Annotated in this window: 12 protein-coding genes; 10 read left to right on the top strand and 2 right to left on the bottom strand. The window is 62.5% G+C overall.

Going from position 1 to position 16435, the window contains the following annotated elements:
* Positions 1 to 73 precede the first annotated feature (73 nt).
* From OPU69_RS05370 to OPU69_RS05355, 4 genes are read left to right on the top strand one after another with little or no spacing between them, the layout of a single operon-like run.
* Entirely contained in the window at positions 74 to 1906 is a 1833-nt protein-coding gene (locus tag OPU69_RS05370) for an alpha-amylase family glycosyl hydrolase (protein WP_498509617.1), read from the top strand.
* A 10-nt stretch (positions 1907 to 1916) separates the two neighbouring features.
* Positions 1917 to 3557, top strand: a complete 1641-nt coding sequence (locus OPU69_RS05365; RefSeq protein ID WP_498509615.1) for an alpha-glucosidase — start codon at positions 1917 to 1919, stop codon at positions 3555 to 3557.
* Positions 3558 to 3579: 22 nt separating this feature from the next.
* Positions 3580 to 5649 (top strand): glycoside hydrolase family 97 protein, encoded by a 2070-nt coding sequence (locus OPU69_RS05360; protein WP_498509614.1) that lies wholly within the window; start codon positions 3580 to 3582, stop codon positions 5647 to 5649.
* Complete coding sequence (locus tag OPU69_RS05355; protein ID WP_498509613.1) at positions 5646 to 6575, top strand: alpha/beta hydrolase; 930 nt, start codon at positions 5646 to 5648, stop codon at positions 6573 to 6575. The genes OPU69_RS05360 and OPU69_RS05355 overlap by 4 nt, the downstream gene beginning before the upstream one ends.
* A 41-nt stretch (positions 6576 to 6616) precedes the next feature.
* On the opposite strand, the gene OPU69_RS05350 is transcribed toward OPU69_RS05355, so the two are convergent.
* A complete protein-coding gene (locus OPU69_RS05350) occupies positions 6617 to 7108 on the bottom strand; it encodes a hypothetical protein (RefSeq protein WP_498509612.1) in 492 nt (163 codons plus the stop codon).
* Between the two features lie 5 nt (positions 7109 to 7113).
* Positions 7114 to 9036 carry an ATP-dependent helicase gene (locus OPU69_RS05345; RefSeq protein WP_498509611.1) on the bottom strand — a complete coding sequence of 641 codons (1923 nt, stop codon included), beginning with the start codon at positions 9034 to 9036 and terminating at the stop codon, positions 7114 to 7116.
* Between the two features lie 263 nt (positions 9037 to 9299).
* Between OPU69_RS05345 and OPU69_RS05340 the strand changes: the two genes are divergently transcribed.
* From OPU69_RS05340 to OPU69_RS05315, 6 genes are all read left to right on the top strand, one after another.
* Positions 9300 to 9482 carry a DUF3008 family protein gene (locus OPU69_RS05340; protein WP_498509610.1) on the top strand — a complete coding sequence of 61 codons (183 nt, stop codon included), beginning with the start codon at positions 9300 to 9302 and terminating at the stop codon, positions 9480 to 9482.
* A 10-nt stretch (positions 9483 to 9492) separates the two neighbouring features.
* The gene (locus OPU69_RS05335) at positions 9493 to 9951 is read left to right on the top strand and encodes a DUF6766 family protein (RefSeq protein WP_498509609.1); all 459 of its coding nucleotides are present in this window, start codon (positions 9493 to 9495) and stop codon (positions 9949 to 9951) included.
* 138 nt (positions 9952 to 10089) lie between these two features.
* Positions 10090 to 10545 carry a ferritin-like domain-containing protein gene (locus OPU69_RS05330; RefSeq protein WP_060978120.1) on the top strand — a complete coding sequence of 152 codons (456 nt, stop codon included), beginning with the start codon at positions 10090 to 10092 and terminating at the stop codon, positions 10543 to 10545.
* Between the two features lie 392 nt (positions 10546 to 10937).
* On the top strand, positions 10938 to 12173 hold the full coding sequence (locus OPU69_RS05325; RefSeq protein ID WP_498509608.1) for a site-specific integrase: 1236 nt from the start codon (positions 10938 to 10940) through the stop codon (positions 12171 to 12173).
* A 421-nt stretch (positions 12174 to 12594) separates the two neighbouring features.
* On the top strand, positions 12595 to 14769 hold the full coding sequence (locus tag OPU69_RS05320) for a type I secretion system permease/ATPase (protein ID WP_498509607.1): 2175 nt from the start codon (positions 12595 to 12597) through the stop codon (positions 14767 to 14769).
* 5 nt (positions 14770 to 14774) lie between these two features.
* Entirely contained in the window at positions 14775 to 16262 is a 1488-nt protein-coding gene (locus OPU69_RS05315) for an HlyD family type I secretion periplasmic adaptor subunit (RefSeq protein WP_498509606.1), read from the top strand.
* Positions 16263 to 16435: the final 173 nt, after the last annotated feature.

Here is a 16435-nt window from a genome sequence, read left to right as displayed (position 1 = left end):
GAGTTCTGAACCGGTTACCAGTCGGGGGGCGGGTTTCCCCACCCGCTCCCCGTTATTTTACGAGGTTTGCCGCATGGTGCGACACTGGATGACGCTGGCCGGACTGGTCGCCCTGGCCGCATCGGCCCCGGCCGCAGCGCAGGCCCCCGATTACAGCGCCGCCACCGTGCGCAGCCGTCCGCCGCAGGACGAGATCATCTATTTCGTGCTGCCCGACCGCTTCGCCAATGGCGATCCCGCCAACGATCGCGGCGGACTGAAGGGCGACCGGCTGAAGACCGGGTTCGACCCCGCGCACAAGGGCTTCTTCCATGGGGGCGATCTTAAGGGCCTCACGCAGAAGCTCGATTACATCCAGCGCCTTGGCGTCACCGCGATCTGGTTCGCACCGATCTTCCAGAACAAGCCCGTGCAGGGCGAACCGGGCCAGGAAAGCGCGGGCTATCATGGCTATTGGGTGACCGATTTCACCAGGGTCGACAGCCATTTCGGCACCAATGACGAGTTCCGGGCCTTTGTCGATGCGGCGCACGCGCGCGGCATCAAGGTCTATATGGACATCATCACCAACCACACCGCCGATGTCATCTATTTCAAGGAATGCGTCGGAAAACCCGTTTGCGCCTATCGGTCCAAGGCGGATTATCCCTATTGGACCAAGGGCGGCCTCGAGGGCGCGCGGATCAATGCAGGGTTCGAGGGCGATAGCGTTCGCACGCAGGAGAATTTCGCGCGGCTGACCGACCCGACCTATGCCTATACGCCGCAACTGCCCAAAGGCGAGGAGCAGATCAAGGTCCCCGCCTGGCTCAACGATCCGATCCATTACCACAATCGCGGCAATACCAGCTTCTATGGCGAGGATTCGCGCTATGGCGATTTCGTCGGACTAGACGATCTGATGACCGAAAGCCCGCGCGTGGTCGACGGGTTCATCGACATTTATGCCAGCTGGATCGACCGTTTCAGCATCGACGGCTTCCGCATCGATACCGCGCGGCACGTGAACCCCGAATTCTGGGCACGCTTTGCCCCCGCGATGCTCGAACGCGCCAGGGCCAAGGGCATCCCGAACTTCCACATCTTCGGCGAGGTCGCCAACGACGCGATGGACCCCGGTTTCCTGGCGCAGCACACGCGGCGCGACAAGCTGCCCGCCGTGCTCGATTTCGCCTTCCAGGCCGCGGTGCGCGACATGCTCACCGGCAAGGCGGGGACCGACCTGTTCGCCGGGCTGATCGCAGGCGATGTATTGTACGAAGGCGGCGAAGCGACCGCACTGACACTGCCCACGTTCCTCGGCAATCACGACATGGGCCGGCTGGGGCACATGCTCGACAAGGCCTATCCCGACGCCAGCGAGAAAGAGCGGCTGGCGCGGATGAAGCTGGCGCATGTGCTGCTGATGACCGCGCGCGGCGTGCCGACCGTCTATTATGGCGACGAGCAGGGCTTTACCGGTGACGGCAACGACCAGGACGCGCGCGAGGACATGTTCGCGAGCCGCGTTGCCAGCTATAACGATAACCGGCTGGTCGGCTCGGCAGCCACCACCGCGACCGAAAATTTCGACCCCGCGCACCCGCTCTATACGCTGATCGCCGAGCTGTCGGCTATCCGCAAGGCGCACCCCCGGCTGCGCGAAGGGCGCACCGTGCTGCGCCATTATGGGCCGAAGCCCGGCCTGCTCGCCTTCACGCGCGGCGAAGACGATGGCGAGGAAATCCTCGTCGCGGTCAACACCTCGGACCAGCCGGTCAGCATGAACGTCGAGGTCGGCTATCGCTCGCGCGCGTTCATCGGCCTTGCCGGCGCCTGCCCGACCACCGCCAGCGCGCCGGGATCGGTCGCGATCAGCCTGCCTGCGTTCGGCTACGCCGTCTGCCGCGCCACCCCGATCGACTGAGAGCCGAAAAATGACCAAGCCGATCTGCGACGCCCGGCCCGCCATGGACAGTGATACCGGTGCCAGCCGCCCCTGGTGGAAGGGCGCGGTGATCTATCAGATCTATCCGCGTAGCTTTGCCGATGCGAATGGCGACGGCATCGGCGATCTGGCGGGCATCACCGCGAAGCTCGACCATATTGCCGAGCTTGGCGTCGATGCGATCTGGCTCTCCCCCTTCTTCCCATCGCCGATGAAAGATTTCGGCTATGACGTGGCCGATTATTGCGGGGTCGATCCGATCTTCGGCACGCTCAAGGATTTCGACGCCCTGGTCGCGCGCGCGCACGCTCTCGGCCTCAAGGTGCTGATCGACCAGGTCTTCTCGCACAGCTCGGACCAGCATCCCTGGTTCGTCGACAGCCGAGCGAGCGCGCACGCCGACAAGGCCGACTGGTATGTCTGGGCCGATGCAAAGCCCGATGGCAGCCCGCCGAGCAACTGGCAGTCGGTCTTCGGCGGCCCGGCCTGGACCTGGGATGCGCGGCGCGGCCAGTACTATATGCACAACTTCCTGAAGGAGCAGCCGCAGCTCAACGTGCACAATCCGGCGGTGCAGGCCGCTCTGCTCGACGTATTGCGCTTCTGGCTCGATCGCGGCGTCGACGGCTTCCGCATGGATGCAGTCAATTTCGCGATGCACGATCCGCAATTGCGCGACAATCCGCCCGCGCCCGACACCGGCAAGCCGCGCACCCGCCCGTTCGATTTCCAGCTGAAGGTCTACAACCAGTCGCATGCCGACATTCCCGGCTTTGTCGAGCGGATGCGCGCGCTGATCGACACCTATGGCGACAAGTTCACCGTCGCCGAAGTGGGCGGAGACGATGCCGAGCGCGAGATGAAGCTGTTCACTGCTGGCGGCACCCGCTTCGACAGCGCCTATGGTTTCGATTTCCTCTATGCCGAGCGCCTGACGCCGCAGATCGTCGCGCAGGCGCTCACCGGCTGGCCCGATGCGCCCGGCACCGGCTGGCCGAGCTGGGCGTTCGAGAACCACGACGCGCCGCGCGCGCTCTCGCGCTGGGCCGCGCCCGAGCATCGCGAAGCCTTCGCGCGGCTCAAGATCCTGCTGCTCGTCGCACTGCGCGGCAATATCTTCCTCTACCAGGGCGAGGAGCTGGGCCTGCCGCAGGTCGAAATCCCGTTCGATCGGCTGCAGGACCCCGAGGCGATCGCCAACTGGCCGCTGACGCTGAGCCGCGACGGCGCGCGCACGCCGATGCCGTGGCGCAGGAACGCCAACGACATGGGTTTCGGCAGCGGTGATCCCTGGCTGCCCTTCGGCGACGAGCATGGCCCGCTCGCGGTCGATGCGCAGAGCGCCGATCCGGCCTCGCTGCTCAACCTCACCCGCGCCGCGCTCGCTCTGCGCAAGACGCACCCGGCGCTGGCGGTGGGCAGCATCGCGATCCTGCATTGCGACAAGCAGGTGCTGGCCTTCGAACGCATCGAGGGCGACGAGCGCATCGTCGCCGCGTTCAACCTGTCCGCCGAGCCCGCCGCCTGGCCCGCCGCGTTGCCCGCCAAGGGCGCGGTGGTGATGGCGGTCAACCACGCCACGCCAGGCTGCCTGCCCGGCCATGGCGCGCTGCTCTACACCCCCGACTGATCCCTTCCCCAGGAGATTCCCGATGCGATCGCTGCTGTTAGCCCTTCTCACCTGGCTCGCGGCGCTCGCCGCGCCCGCGCTTGCGCAATCCGCCCCGGTGGCCAGTATCGCCTCGCCCGATGGCCGGGTGCGCATCGACGTGACGATCGATGGCGAGGGCTGGGCGCAATATGCCGTCAGCCGCGATGGCAAGCCGCTGATCGCGCCCTCGCGCCTGGGGTTCCAGTTCACCGATCAGGACGGCTTCGGCCGCAACAGCCGCTTCGTCGCCAGCGAGACCGCCAGCGCAGATACACGCTGGGACCAGCCCTGGGGCGAGCGCAGGACCGTCACCGACCGGCATAACGAGCTGCTGGTCCGGCTCGTCTCGCCCGGCGCCAGCGATGCGCTGAACGACGCGCCCGCCGACCGCCCGATCGCGATCCGTTTCCGCGCCTTCGACAATGGCATCGGCTTTCGCTACGAGTTCGCCGCGCGCGCCGATGGCAAGCCCTGGCGCATCGCCGACGAGCTGACCGAATTCGTCATCGCCGCGCCCGGCCAGGCCTGGTGGATCCCGGCAGGCGACTGGAACCGCTACGAATATTTGTATCACGCAACAGCCATCGATCAGGTCTCCGCCGCGCACACGCCGATGACGGTGAAGCTGGTGGGCGGCACGCATCTGGCGTTCCATGAGGCCGCCCTGGTCGATTATGCCGGAATGTGGCTCAAGCGCATGGACGGGCAGCGTTTCCGCGCCACGCTCTCGCCCTCGAGCCGCGGCGCGAGGGTCGAGCGTTCAGGTGCCTTCACCACCCCCTGGCGCACGATCCGCATCGCCGACAGCGCGGGCGGGCTGTACGACAATGATCTCGAGCTCAACCTCAACGAGCCCAACCGGCTCGGCGATACGAGCTGGTTCACCCCGCACAAATATGTCGGCGTGTGGTGGGAAATGCACCTCGAGACGAAAAGCTGGGCGAGCGGGCCGAAGCACGGCGCGACCAACGACAATGTCCGCCGCCATATCGATTTCGCCGCTCGCCATGGCTTTCGCGGCGTGCTGGTCGAAGGCTGGAACAAGGGCTGGGACGGCAACTGGTTCGGCAATGGCCGCGATTTCGATTTCATTGAGAGCACCCCCGATTTCGACCTGCCCGATCTGGCCGCCTATGCGCGCCAGCATGCCGTGCGGCTGATCGGCCATCACGAGACCGGCGGCAATATCGCGAAATACGAAAGCCAGCTCGGCGCGGCGCTCGATCTTTATGCCCGGCACGGCGTCGATGCGGTCAAGACCGGCTATGTCGCCGATGCGGGCGGCATCATCGCGCCGGGCGACAAACCCGGCGAGCAGCGGATGGAATGGCATGACGGCCAGCGCATGGCGCAGCATCATCTGAAGGTCGTGCAGGAGGCCGCCGCGCGCCGCATCGCGGTCAACCCGCACGAGCCGATCAAGGACACGGGGCTGAGGCGCACCTATCCCAACTGGGTGAGCCGCGAAGGCGCGCGCGGGGGCGAATATCAGGCCTGGGGCACGCCCGGCAACGGACCCAGCCACGCCCCCACCCTGGTGTTCACGCGCATGCTCGCAGGGCCGATGGACTATACGCCGGGCATCCTCTCGCTCAAGGGACGCGGCGGGCGCGATCTCGAATCGACGCTGGCGCGCGAGCTGGCGCTGTACGTGGTGCTCTACTCGCCGATCCAGATGGTCGCCGACCTGATCGAGAATCTGGAGGCGCATCCGCGCGAGCTGGCCTTTATCGAGAAAGTGCCGACCGACTGGGAGGAAAGCCGCACGCTGCTCGGCGAGGTCGGCCAGATCGCGGTGATCGCGCGCAAGGACCGCAACGGGCCCGACTGGTATATCGGCGGCGTCACCGACGAGACCGCGCGCGAGGCGGCGATCGACCTGTCCTTCCTGCCCAGGGGCTCGCGCTGGCGCGCTTATGTGTGGCGCGATGGCGACAGCGCCGATTATCGCACCGAGGCACGGCACCAGATCGTGATCGAGCAAAAGGCCGTCGCCGCCGGGGACGCGCTCAATATCCGCATGGCGCCAGGCGGCGGCTTTGCGATCCGGCTCGAGCGGCTGGACCGGTGAGCCTGATCCGGCTCGCGCTGGTGCTCCTGGCGCTCGCGCTCGCGCCTGCGTTGCGGGCCGAGGATGCGCTTCGGGTCGAGGATAAGGGGCGGCTGCTGCAGTACGAGCGGCTCGCGGCTGCCGGCCTGCCCGACCAGCGGCTGACCATCTGGCTGCCGCCGGGCTATGATGCCGGGGCGCGGCGCTATCCGGTGCTGTACATGCACGACGGGCACAATCTGTTCGACCGGCGCTTGTCCAATTTCGACAAGATCTGGGCGGCGGACAAGGCGATGCTGCAGGCAGCGGCCAGCGGCGCGGTCGAGCCGCATATCATCATCGGCATCTGGGCCCCCGGCGCGGACCGCTTCCGCCAGTATCTGCCGCGCGACATTCACGACGCCGCCTCGCCCGGCTTGCGCGCACGGATGGACGCGGCCGCCGGTGGCCCGATCCTGTCCGACGCCTATCTCGCCTGGATCGCAGGACCGCTCAAGACCTGGGTGGATGCGAGCTTCCGCACCCGCCCCGGGCGGGACGATACCGCGATCATGGGATCGAGCATGGGCGGGCTGATGAGCTGCTACGCCTTCCTCAATCGCCCCGACATTTTCGGCCGCGCCGCGTGCATCAGCTCGCACTGGCCCGCCATCGATCCGCGCGCGGTGCAAGGCGGCGACCCCGAGCTGATCCGCCTCTGGGACCGCTGGTTCGCCGAAAAACTGGGTTCGCCCAACGGCCGCCGCCTCTGGCTCGACCACGGCACCGCAACGCTCGACGCCTTTTACGCGCCCTATCAGCAGGCCGTGGACGCCCGCATCGCCGCCTCGGGCTGGCATAAGGGCAAGGACTGGGAAAGCCGGGTATACGAAGGCGCCGAACACGAGGAAAACGCCTGGGCCGCGCGTTTGCCGGAGATCTTGGGGTGGTTGTTAAGGGGGGATTGAGGGGCGTGGGGTGGATCGGTGGGGTGTCACCGCAAATGAGTCTAGCCGGACGGCCTATTTCCTGCCCCGTAACGCACAACTGCTGATATTATTGTTGTGAAATTGGTCGCGACTCTCCATGCTGCGAAGCACTCACCATGCAGAGCGTCTAGGTCCGCGACCATTATTCGACGGCCATCCTCGGTCTCAATCTTGAAATTGTGCCTCTCGAAGAAACCGTGCATCAGTCGGTTCCTGGCTTCGAGAGCAGACGAGAAGCTCTCTTCCAAGTCCCCCTCAATCTTGATGTGCTGCTTAAGGCGGTGCAGCAACCGACCAAGGGTGCTGCGGTCAATCTGATCCAGTACTTCTCGAGCGGCTTCGCCATTCGGCATAATATGCCAGCCTTCGTCCAAGGCGCGCAGGCACAGCAGCAACGTGCCAAGTTCGGTTTCCAAGAGCTGAGCTGCTTCTGCCGCGATGCCGTACTTTGCATAAAGCTCGTGCCGATCCGCCATGCTCTCATATTCGACGTCAAGCTGCGAACCGCTCATTGCACCTACCCCTTTACCGGAGAAGGTGCGGCCGGGCCGAGCTCGCCAATAAAGCGGCTCGGCAGCAGGTTCGCCAGCGGCCCCGATTGCGTCTTGAAGGCCACGTTGGCCCCATATGCATCTGCGGCCGGCATCTGTTGGGCGTAGGTGATGAAGAGGCTCCCCGGTCGGCCATTATCCGGGTCTGCCTTCACGCGCGTGATGCCCACGTAGAAAAGCCGGCGAGCCTCCTCGAGCGCAGCATCCTTTGCTGCCTTCGAGGGGGCGTCATCGAATGAGGGTGGGAGGATACCTTCCACGCACCCGGCAATGAACACGTAGGGGGAACTCAGGCCCTTGCTCTTGTGTAGACTCATGAGCCGGACCTCCTCGACCGTTGGCGGTATGTCGGGCTGGGTTATCTCCTTCATCATGCCAGAGAGTAGGTCCGTTGGCGTCTGGGCCGCCTCACTCTGCGCCAATGCTAGCTCACGTAGTTCCGATACGTCCGGATTTGTGGCCGGAAGCAGAACATCAATAAAGGCGGATAGATGGTCCTTCACACCGTCCAGCTCCGCGAGGGCTCCCTTGATGATGGCGAATTGACCGATCAGCGGCTTGGTGTGGGCGATTGTGAGCACGCCGTCCGACAGCTTGTTCATCGCCACCCAAGGGCTGTCGCCGGTCGACTCGCAATGCTGGCGTACCCGCGCGTATGAGTTGCAGCGAAAATCGTCCCGGTCGCATCCAAGGAGGTAGCGGAGCGCAACCCGGTCCTCGTTGTCGAGGAACAGTTTAAAGACCGAGAACTGAATTTGCGCGGCCTCTGAATCGAGCTGGCTCTCCTCGTAGTACGACTTGCCGGGGACGCCTTCGCTCTTGAGGGCGTTTAGGATTGGTTTTCCGGCAACGGCACGCTGGACGAGAATGATTATCTCACTGGGGTGAACGCCCTTGTCGAGGAGTTCCTTGATCTTCGCCGCAATCCATGTCGCCTCGCTATGGAGATACGGCAGTTGCACGATGGCGACCTCGCCCGCGCCCTTCGAAGGGAGGGGGGTCAATGCGCGCGGCGCGCGATTGGTGTTCACGTTGATAAGCGCGTTCGCCATCTCGACTACGGAAGTTGGGCAACGGTGGCAGTCGGCCATCTCGAGATCAGCACAAGCCGCATGAAGGTCCTTCCACTCACGGATGCCCTCGGGATGGGCGCACTTGAAGCTATAGATGGACTGGTCATCGTCGCCCACGATGCAGATTTCGGCGGCTTCCCCTAAGTAGGCAATGGCAGTCTGCTCAGCCTTGTTGAGGTCCTGATACTCGTCAACGAGTAGGTGTTTGAATTCCGAGCGCTCGGCCGCGGCTGGGTTATCTTTAAGGTAACGGACGAGGTACGGAATCAGCTCGCCAATTAGCATGCCTTGATGAAACTCGAGCCAAGCGAGGAGGGCTGCCGAAAATGCCTTTTCCTCATCGTTATTGGGGAAGCCGGGCTCGTCCCCTTGGCTCTGAGCCCAGGCGGCCGTGTACCCTTGGATCATCTTCTTCGCAGCGCGCTTCCCGCCGCTTGCTCCGGCAATGTCGCAGATCAGTGCCTTCATCTCGAAGGTATTTAGCGACCGGGGGGTGCGCCCTACGGCCTCGAGGACATGCTTCCGGGACAAGATGCGCATGGCAAGGCTATGGAGGGTCTGCCCCTCAAGCTCCTCGCATCCCGGCACTCCGAGCTTTTGCAGTTCCCGATGAAGATCCTCGGCCGCTACCCGCGTGAAGGTTACAGCTAGGAGCTCTTTGGGAGAAACGCCTGTCTCGAGCAGACGCGCGACCCGGCGCTTCATGGCAAAGGACTTGCCGGTTCCGGGCCCGGCAATTACTCGAACTCGTGGTTCAGGCGCCGATGCGATTTTGTATGTTACGCTTTCTGTGTCTAACCCACTGTCCCAAGCCATTCGAATCCTCCGATTTGACTACTGCCCCCTTAACATAAAATGAGTATCCTAGCATCAATCATCACAGAATATACCGAACCGTTCATATAACACCGGGGATACCCATTGCAACGAAGCCAATAAAACTCGTTTAATAATGTAAAAATGAACTTCACAGCAGGCTCGAACCGCGCGTCACGCCCGTCACCACCCCCCCATCCTAAGTTAAAGCCCCCCGCCCCATCCCGGCGCATCCTCCCTCGTCCATCGAGGAGCAACGAACCATGCCCGCAAAATCCAAGGCACAGCAGAAGGCAGCGGGGGCGGCGCTTGCGGCCAAGCGCGGGGATGCGCCCAAGAAGAGCCTCAAGGGCGCGTCGAAGCAGATGGAAGAGTCCATGTCCGAAAAGGAGCTGGAGGACATGGCCTCGACCAAGCGCAAGACACTGCCCGAGCGCAAGTCCTGAGCGGATCGGCATGCAGGCCGACAGCACCCGTCAGCACCACGATCCCGCGTCCGCCGCGACACGGGACATGCCGCGCTGGAGCATCTGGCGCAAATATGCCTATGGCTGGCTGACCTTGCTGTTCTTTGCGGTGTCGCTGGCGCTGCACTGGTATTTCGGGTGGCGCGCGTTTTCGAACGAGGCGCTGCAGCACGGCCAGGTGCCCGACCTGCCCGGCTATCTCGACGAGATGGCGCGCGACACGTTCGAGAACTGGCAGTCCGAATTCCTCCAGCTGATCTGGCAGGTCGTGGGCCTCGCCTATTTCCTCTATGTCAGCTCGCCCAGCTCCAAGGAGAATGACGACCGGCTGGAGGCCAAGATCGATGCGCTGCTGCGGCTGCAGGGGGGCGAGCAGGCCGAAACGATCATCCGCAGCATCGATGCGCGCTATCTGCGCGATGCGGGCCATGCCGAGCCGCATGGCTGACCTGGCCCTGCCGATGCCAGCAGCCAGTTCGGCGCGGGGCTAAACTATGTGGTTTCGCCCCTCGCTCGCTGCCGCAGAAATGCGCGCACCGCCTCGCCGTCCCCGGCAGAGGCGCATTTCCCCCAATGGAGGCTTAACATGGCCAGCTATGACAATGACATCTCGCTCCTCAACTCGCTGATCGCGACGACGCTCGACAGCGTCGAGGGCTATCGCGAATCGGCCAAGGATGCCGAGGACCCGCAGCTCAAGTCGAACTTCGCCGAGCGCGCGACCGAGCGCACCCAGGTCGTCGCGATGCTGCGCGACCAGGTGCGCACATTGGGCGGCACGCCCGAGGATGACGGCACCGTGCTCGGCGGCGCGCACCGCATGTTCGTGAACCTCAAATCGATGATCGTGGCGCGCGACGACAAGGCGGTGCTGGAGGAGGTCCAGCGCGGCGAGACCTATCTCATGGAAAAGTTCGAGACCGCGCTCAATGACCGCAATGCCTCGCCCGAGACGCTTCGCGTGATCGAGCAGGCGCACAGCCAGATCGCCTCGGGCAGCAGCGCGATGCAGGGCCTGGGATCGACCACCGGCAGCTACTGACGCTGCTTCGCACCGCGCGACCGACCTCGCGCCTGGGGAAAGAGGGGCCGCACGCGCCCCTCTTTTTTTGCGCGCACGCGCAGAAGCGATCAGGCCGAAGCCTGATGCGATGTCGCTGCGAAATATCGAGAAAACTGGAGCGGGCGAAGGGATTCGAACCCTCGACCCCAACCTTGGCAACTCGCCCGATGGCATTTCGCTAGTGTTTCCGTTGACACCCCACACCTCTCTAAACTACCGATTTTAATAGAATTTATTGCCTTAGCAGATCGAAGCCACTAACCTGCCTTACGCCAGATTTTGATCTGAAAAGCTTATGAAGTAAGCAAAATCGGTACATTGGGCGATGAAAGTAAGCAGACTTTCCGCCCCAGCGGTAAGGTGTTGAAGCCATGGCAAAATTGACGAAGACACTCGTCGAAGCGCTAAAACCCTCGAAAGATGGGGTCAAAGGTTCGAACCAATTCATATGGGATTCCGAGCTCCGCGGCTTCGGCGTCACGGTCGGCCAGCAAGGCACGAAAAGCTTCGTTGTCCAATATCGGAACCCCGCAGGTCAGAGCCGGCGGAAAGTGATCGGGCGGTTTGGTCTGATGACGGTAGAAGAAGCGAGGCGCACAGCACGCGTCATGCTGGGCGAGGTCGCCAAGGGCGCGGATCCCGTTGAAGAGACCAAGCAGGCGCGAGGCCGTACCGTCAGCGAGATCTGCAACTGGTATCTTGAACGCGCCGAAGCCGGGAAAATAATCGGACGCAGTCGAAGGCCTATAAGGGCCTCGACGCTGGCAATGGATCGCAGCCGGATTGAAGCGCACATTAGACCGCTCCTCGGTCACCGTATCATTGACACACTCAAGCTCGGAGACATCGAAGCAGCACAGGCGGATATTGCCGCCGGTATCACCTCTAAACCGCGTGTTGGGAGCCGAGGCGGCGCGACCAAGGGCGGAGAGGGAGTCGCGTCCCGGACAATGTCCACGCTTCATTCAATCCTGGAACATGCCGCCCGGCTTGGCGAAATTGAGAAAAACCCTGCACGTGGGGTGAGACGCTTGGCCAGCACACCCAAGATGCGCTGGCTGTCTCAGGCTGAAATACGCAAGCTCGGCGCTGCACTTCAGGAAGCGGAGGCAGACCTGGAGCATCCCAAGGGAATAGCGGCAATCAAGCTCCTGCTGCTGACAGGCTTCCGCCGGCTCGAAGCCCTCAGTCTTGAACGTACTTGGCTTCTTGAGGAAGAGAACGCTATCCACTTTCCGTCAACCAAGACCGGTGCACAGCGCCGGGTCATCGGCAATGCAGCCGTCAACCTGCTCGCTGCCCAGCCATGCAATGGCTCAAAATACTTCTTCCCAGCCGACTGGGGTGACGGCCACTTCATTGGCGTCGTCCGCGTACTTGATCGCGTATGTCTGAAAGCGGGCATCGAGAATGTCACCCCACATGTCCTTCGCCACACTTTTGCGAGCGTAGCGGGCGGACTTGGCTACTCTGAACTGACAATCGCGGCGCTGTTGGGGCACGCGTCGCGGGGCATTACACAACGGTATATTCACATCGATGAACCACTGCGGGCCGCTGCTACGTCTGTGTCCGACCACATATTGAATCTGTTGAACGCGACGTAGGGAGACGCCCCCTTTGTGGCCCTGGCCGCCACATAAACGCGGTGCGCCGCCGCATAAAAATTCGGGATTGGAGCACGGATCCCCTGTCGGTTGGTTCTTCGCCACTGCAAGGCCCAAAGCGAGTGAAACCTGAACTTCGAAAGTTGCCACGCCGGCCTGGCAAGCACCGCACTATCGAGAACGGTCCGTCACAAAACTAGCTTCATTTTGCCGACAATAATTGTGAAAGCCAATGAACGGAACCGCCATATTGAAGCTGCACAGGAGATCACGCGTATTAGCTTAACGAAACCTTTATAAAAACGTTTCGTCTCAATTACGGTATCAAACGGTTTCGCAGTGCGCGTGTTTGCCATAAGGCTGCCCAGAGAAATTCTGGGCAGAGTAGATTCACCAAGTGCAAGAAGCTTCCTCAGATAGTGTGGCTGGCTCGGGCGATCAAGCGCTCGCCAGCTTTGTTCTGCTGGCGAAGTTTTTGGGCGTCCCCGCCGATGTACGGCAGATCCATCATGATCGAGGCCAAGGCGATCGACCGTATCACTTTGATGACCTGATTCGCATCGCGAAGAAGCTTGGACTGTTAGCGAAGCGCAAACAGGCGACGCTCGCCGACCTCGCCAAACTCCCCCTGCCTGCACTTGTGCGCCTGTGCGAAGGTGGAACTGCGATCCTGCTGAAGATCGACGACAGCGGTGACAGCGGGCGGCGTCATATGGTGCTCCGCAGTGATGGGCAGCGTCCCGAAATATGGAGTGAAGGCGATGTTGCGGAACGCCTGGATCTGAAGAGTGGCAAAGCAGAGCTGCTGCTAATGACAAGCCGCGAGCACATCGCTGGCCAGAAACGCACCTTCGACATTTCGTGGTTCATCCCGGCACTGGTGAAATACCGAAGGCCGCTGCGCGATGTGCTGATTGGGAGCTTCTTCCTCCAGCTGATTGGGCTTGCTTCTCCGATCTTCTTCCAGCTGGTGATCGACAAGGTATTGGTCAATCAGGCGACGAACACGCTTGAGGTACTCGCGATAGGCCTCACCACGATCCTGGTGTTTGAGACGCTCTTGTCAGCTCTGCGCAACTGGCTGTTCGCGCATACCTCAAACCGTGTCGATGCGGAGCTGTCGGCGGCATTGTTCCGGCATTTGGTGGCCTTACCCCTTTCCTATTTCGAGGCGCGGCGTGTGGGCGACAGCGTGGCCCGGGTGCGAGAACTCGAGAACATTCGAAACTTCCTTACCTCGAACGCGGTGACCGTGGTGATCGACCTGTTCTTCACCATCGTTTTCTTTGCGGTGATGTATCTCTACTCGCCGCTGCTCACGCTAATCGTGGCGCTGACGATCCCGATCTATGTCGCGATCTCGGTGCTCATCACGCCATCACTGCGCGCCCGGCTCGACGAAAAGTTCAGGCGCGGGGCTGAGAATCAGTCCTTCCTGGTCGAAACCGTAACGGGCATCGGGACGCTCAAAGCGATGGCAGTTGAACCGCGGATGCGCGACCGCTGGGAAAAGCAGTTCGCGGGCTATATCCAGACCGGGTGGGCCGTGACCGTGCTGTCCAACTGGGGCAGCCACCTGATCCAGCTGGTCTCCAAGCTGACCACAGTGGCAATCCTGTTCTTCGGTGCGCAGGCAGTGATTGCGGGCGATCTCAGCGTCGGCAGCCTTGTAGCTTTCAATATGCTCTCGGGCCGGGTGGCGCAGCCGATCCTGCGCCTTTCACAGCTTTGGCAGGATTTCCAGCAGGTGCGGATTTCGGTCGACCGCTTGGGCGATATTCTCAACTCGCCTGCCGAGCCGGAACACAATCCCAACCGCGCAACTTTGCCACCTATCAAGGGCAGGGTTGAGTTCGACAAAGTGCGGTTCCGCTACCGACCCGATGCGCCCGAGGCGCTGCGCGGCGTGAGCCTCAATATCGCGCCAGGCGAGATGATCGGCATTGTCGGCCCCTCAGGCTCGGGCAAGTCGACGCTTACCAAGCTGGTGCAACGGCTATACGTGCCTGAGCAGGGCCGCGTGCTCGTTGATGGAACGGATCTCGCGCTAGTCGATCCAGCCTGGTTGCGCCGTCAGGTGGGCGTAGTGTTGCAGGAGAACATCCTGTTCAACCGCACCGTGCGCGAAAACATCGCGCTCGCCAATCCGACGCTGCCGATGGACCGAGTGATTGCGGCTGCGGAACTTGCCGGCGCCCACGAGTTCATCCTCGGCCTTGCGCAGGGTTATGACACCACCATCGAAGAGCGCGGCGCGAACCTGTCGGGCGGACAACGTCAGCGCCTTGCCATCGCCCGCGCGCTGATCACCGATCCGCGTATCCTAATCCTCGATGAAGCAACCAGCGCCCTGGATGCGGAGAGCGAGGAGATTATCCAGAACAACCTCGCTCGCATCGCGCGAGGGCGGACCGTGATCATCATCGCCCATCGTCTGTCGGCGGTGCGGCCTTGCCACCGAATCATTACCGTCGAGGCAGGCGAGATCACGGAAATCGGCTCGCATACTGAACTGCTGCGCGCCGGCGGTCGCTATGCCCATCTCCACGCCAAACAGACCGGCTATCGCCCCGATGCAGACGCGGTTCCGGCATGAGTTTCTTGGCTAACACATTCCCGACACTGGCGCGGCACTGGCAGGTGTTCCGCGAAAGCTGGCGGAACCAGAACGAGGCAGATCTGGCCTTCAAACCCAAGGCTGAACATGAATTCCTGCCTGCTGCGCTTGAAATCATGGAAAAGCCGCCGAGCCCCGGTCTCCGGTGGTTGCTGTTGATGACCTGCGCCCTGTTCGTGCTCGCGCTGTTCTGGGCGATATTCGGGCGCATCGATGTCGTTGCCATCGCAGCGGGAAAAACTGTGCCGGGCGAGAACGTCAAGATTGTCCAGCCGATCGAGATCGGCGCGGTGCGCACGATCCATGTCCGCAACGGCCAATTCGTCCGCAAGGGCGATTTGCTGATCGAGCTCGACCCGACGCTCGCCACCGCGGACGAGGCACAGAGTACGCAGTCGCTGCGCTCTGCACAGATCATCAAGGCGCGCAATGACGCCCTGCTCGCTCATCTGCGCGGCGCCCCTGCCCGCTTCGTTCCGCCCGTAGGCACGTCACCCGAAGTTATAGCCACAGAGCAAGCCTTCGTCCGCAATGCAGTGGCGCAGTACGAAGCCCAGAAAAGCGCGCTCATGCAGCAGCGTGCGGAGAGCGAGGCCGATCTGGCAGCCACAAAGGCGGAAATCGCCAAGCTGGAAGAGGTGCTGCCCTATATCGACAAGCAAATGAACGCGCGTGCCGAACTGACCGAGAAAGGCTTCTTTTCGCGCCTCAAGCTGCTCGAATACGAGCAGCTGCGCGCCGAGCACATTCGCAACATCGAAGTCCAGCGCGCCAACTTCGCCCGGTCCCAGGCCTCGATCCGTAGGCTGGAAGCCGAGTTGCAGGCCTTGCGCGCGGGGTTCGGTCGCACCGCCGTTACCGACCTAGCAGAAGCTGAACGAGAGGTGGGCCTCGCCGGCGAACAACTGCGCAAGGCGGCACGGATGCGGCAGTATCAGGAACTGCGCGCTCCCGTTGATGGCGTAGTGCAGCAGCTTGCGGTGACAACCGTGGGCGGAATCGTGCAGCCTGCACAGCCGCTCATGGTCATCGTGCCCTGTTCCGGCGGCGGGGCGGCCGCGGCAAGCTGCAATGGCGGCGTGACGATCGAAGCTTTTGTTCAGAACAAGGACATCGGCTTTGTAAAGGTCGGCCAGCGAGTGGCCGTGAAGCTAGAGGCGTTCAACTTCACCGACTATGGGTTGATCGAAGGCAGGGTCACGAACATCAGCCGCGATGCGATCGACCAGAGCCAACAGCCCGTCGGAAGCGTCAAGGACGGAAATGGTCGCCCGGTCCAGCCTGGGCTGGTCTATGCCGCGCGGATCGAACTCGTCTGCGAGGCGAAAGGCCGCACACACAATCCGCTATGCGACCGCGTACAGCCGGGCATGTCGCTGCAGGCGGAGATCAAGACGGGACGGCGGCGGATCATCCAGTACCTGCTTTCGCCGATTAGCCAGGCGCTGAGCGAGGCGGGACGAGAAAAGTGAGCGATGGCAGCGGTCACTGTCGATGAGCCTGGCTCAAGCAAAATACCACCAAATTTAAGATTTATGCATCCGTAAAAACACCAATTTGATGCTATCTACGGTGCCATAAAGGGTAAATTTCTCATTATCCTTCTTGTTGCGCCACGCTATAGAGTCGTTCTCTAGTCAAGCAA

The organism is Blastomonas sp. 34TW (genome assembly GCF_059803595.1).
Note: the sequence above shows the minus strand (reverse complement) of the source record. Positions and strands in the feature narration are given on the sequence as shown.

Bases quoted from the DNA above. Each gene is read 5' to 3' on its own strand.
- OPU69_RS05340 (WP_498509610.1), top strand. From the start codon at position 9,300: ATGCCCGCAAAATCCAAGGCACAGCAGAAGGCAGCGGGGGCGGCGCTT.
- OPU69_RS05345 (WP_498509611.1), bottom strand. From the start codon at position 9,036: ATGGCTTGGGACAGTGGGTTAGACACAGAAAGCGTAACATACAAAATC.
- OPU69_RS05330 (WP_060978120.1), top strand. From the start codon at position 10,090: ATGGCCAGCTATGACAATGACATCTCGCTCCTCAACTCGCTGATCGCG.
- OPU69_RS05365 (WP_498509615.1), top strand. From the start codon at position 1,917: ATGACCAAGCCGATCTGCGACGCCCGGCCCGCCATGGACAGTGATACC.
- OPU69_RS05350 (WP_498509612.1), bottom strand. From the start codon at position 7,108: ATGAGCGGTTCGCAGCTTGACGTCGAATATGAGAGCATGGCGGATCGG.
- OPU69_RS05335 (WP_498509609.1), top strand. From the start codon at position 9,493: ATGCAGGCCGACAGCACCCGTCAGCACCACGATCCCGCGTCCGCCGCG.
- OPU69_RS05370 (WP_498509617.1), top strand. From the start codon at position 74: ATGGTGCGACACTGGATGACGCTGGCCGGACTGGTCGCCCTGGCCGCA.
- OPU69_RS05325 (WP_498509608.1), top strand. From the start codon at position 10,938: ATGGCAAAATTGACGAAGACACTCGTCGAAGCGCTAAAACCCTCGAAA.
- OPU69_RS05360 (WP_498509614.1), top strand. From the start codon at position 3,580: ATGCGATCGCTGCTGTTAGCCCTTCTCACCTGGCTCGCGGCGCTCGCC.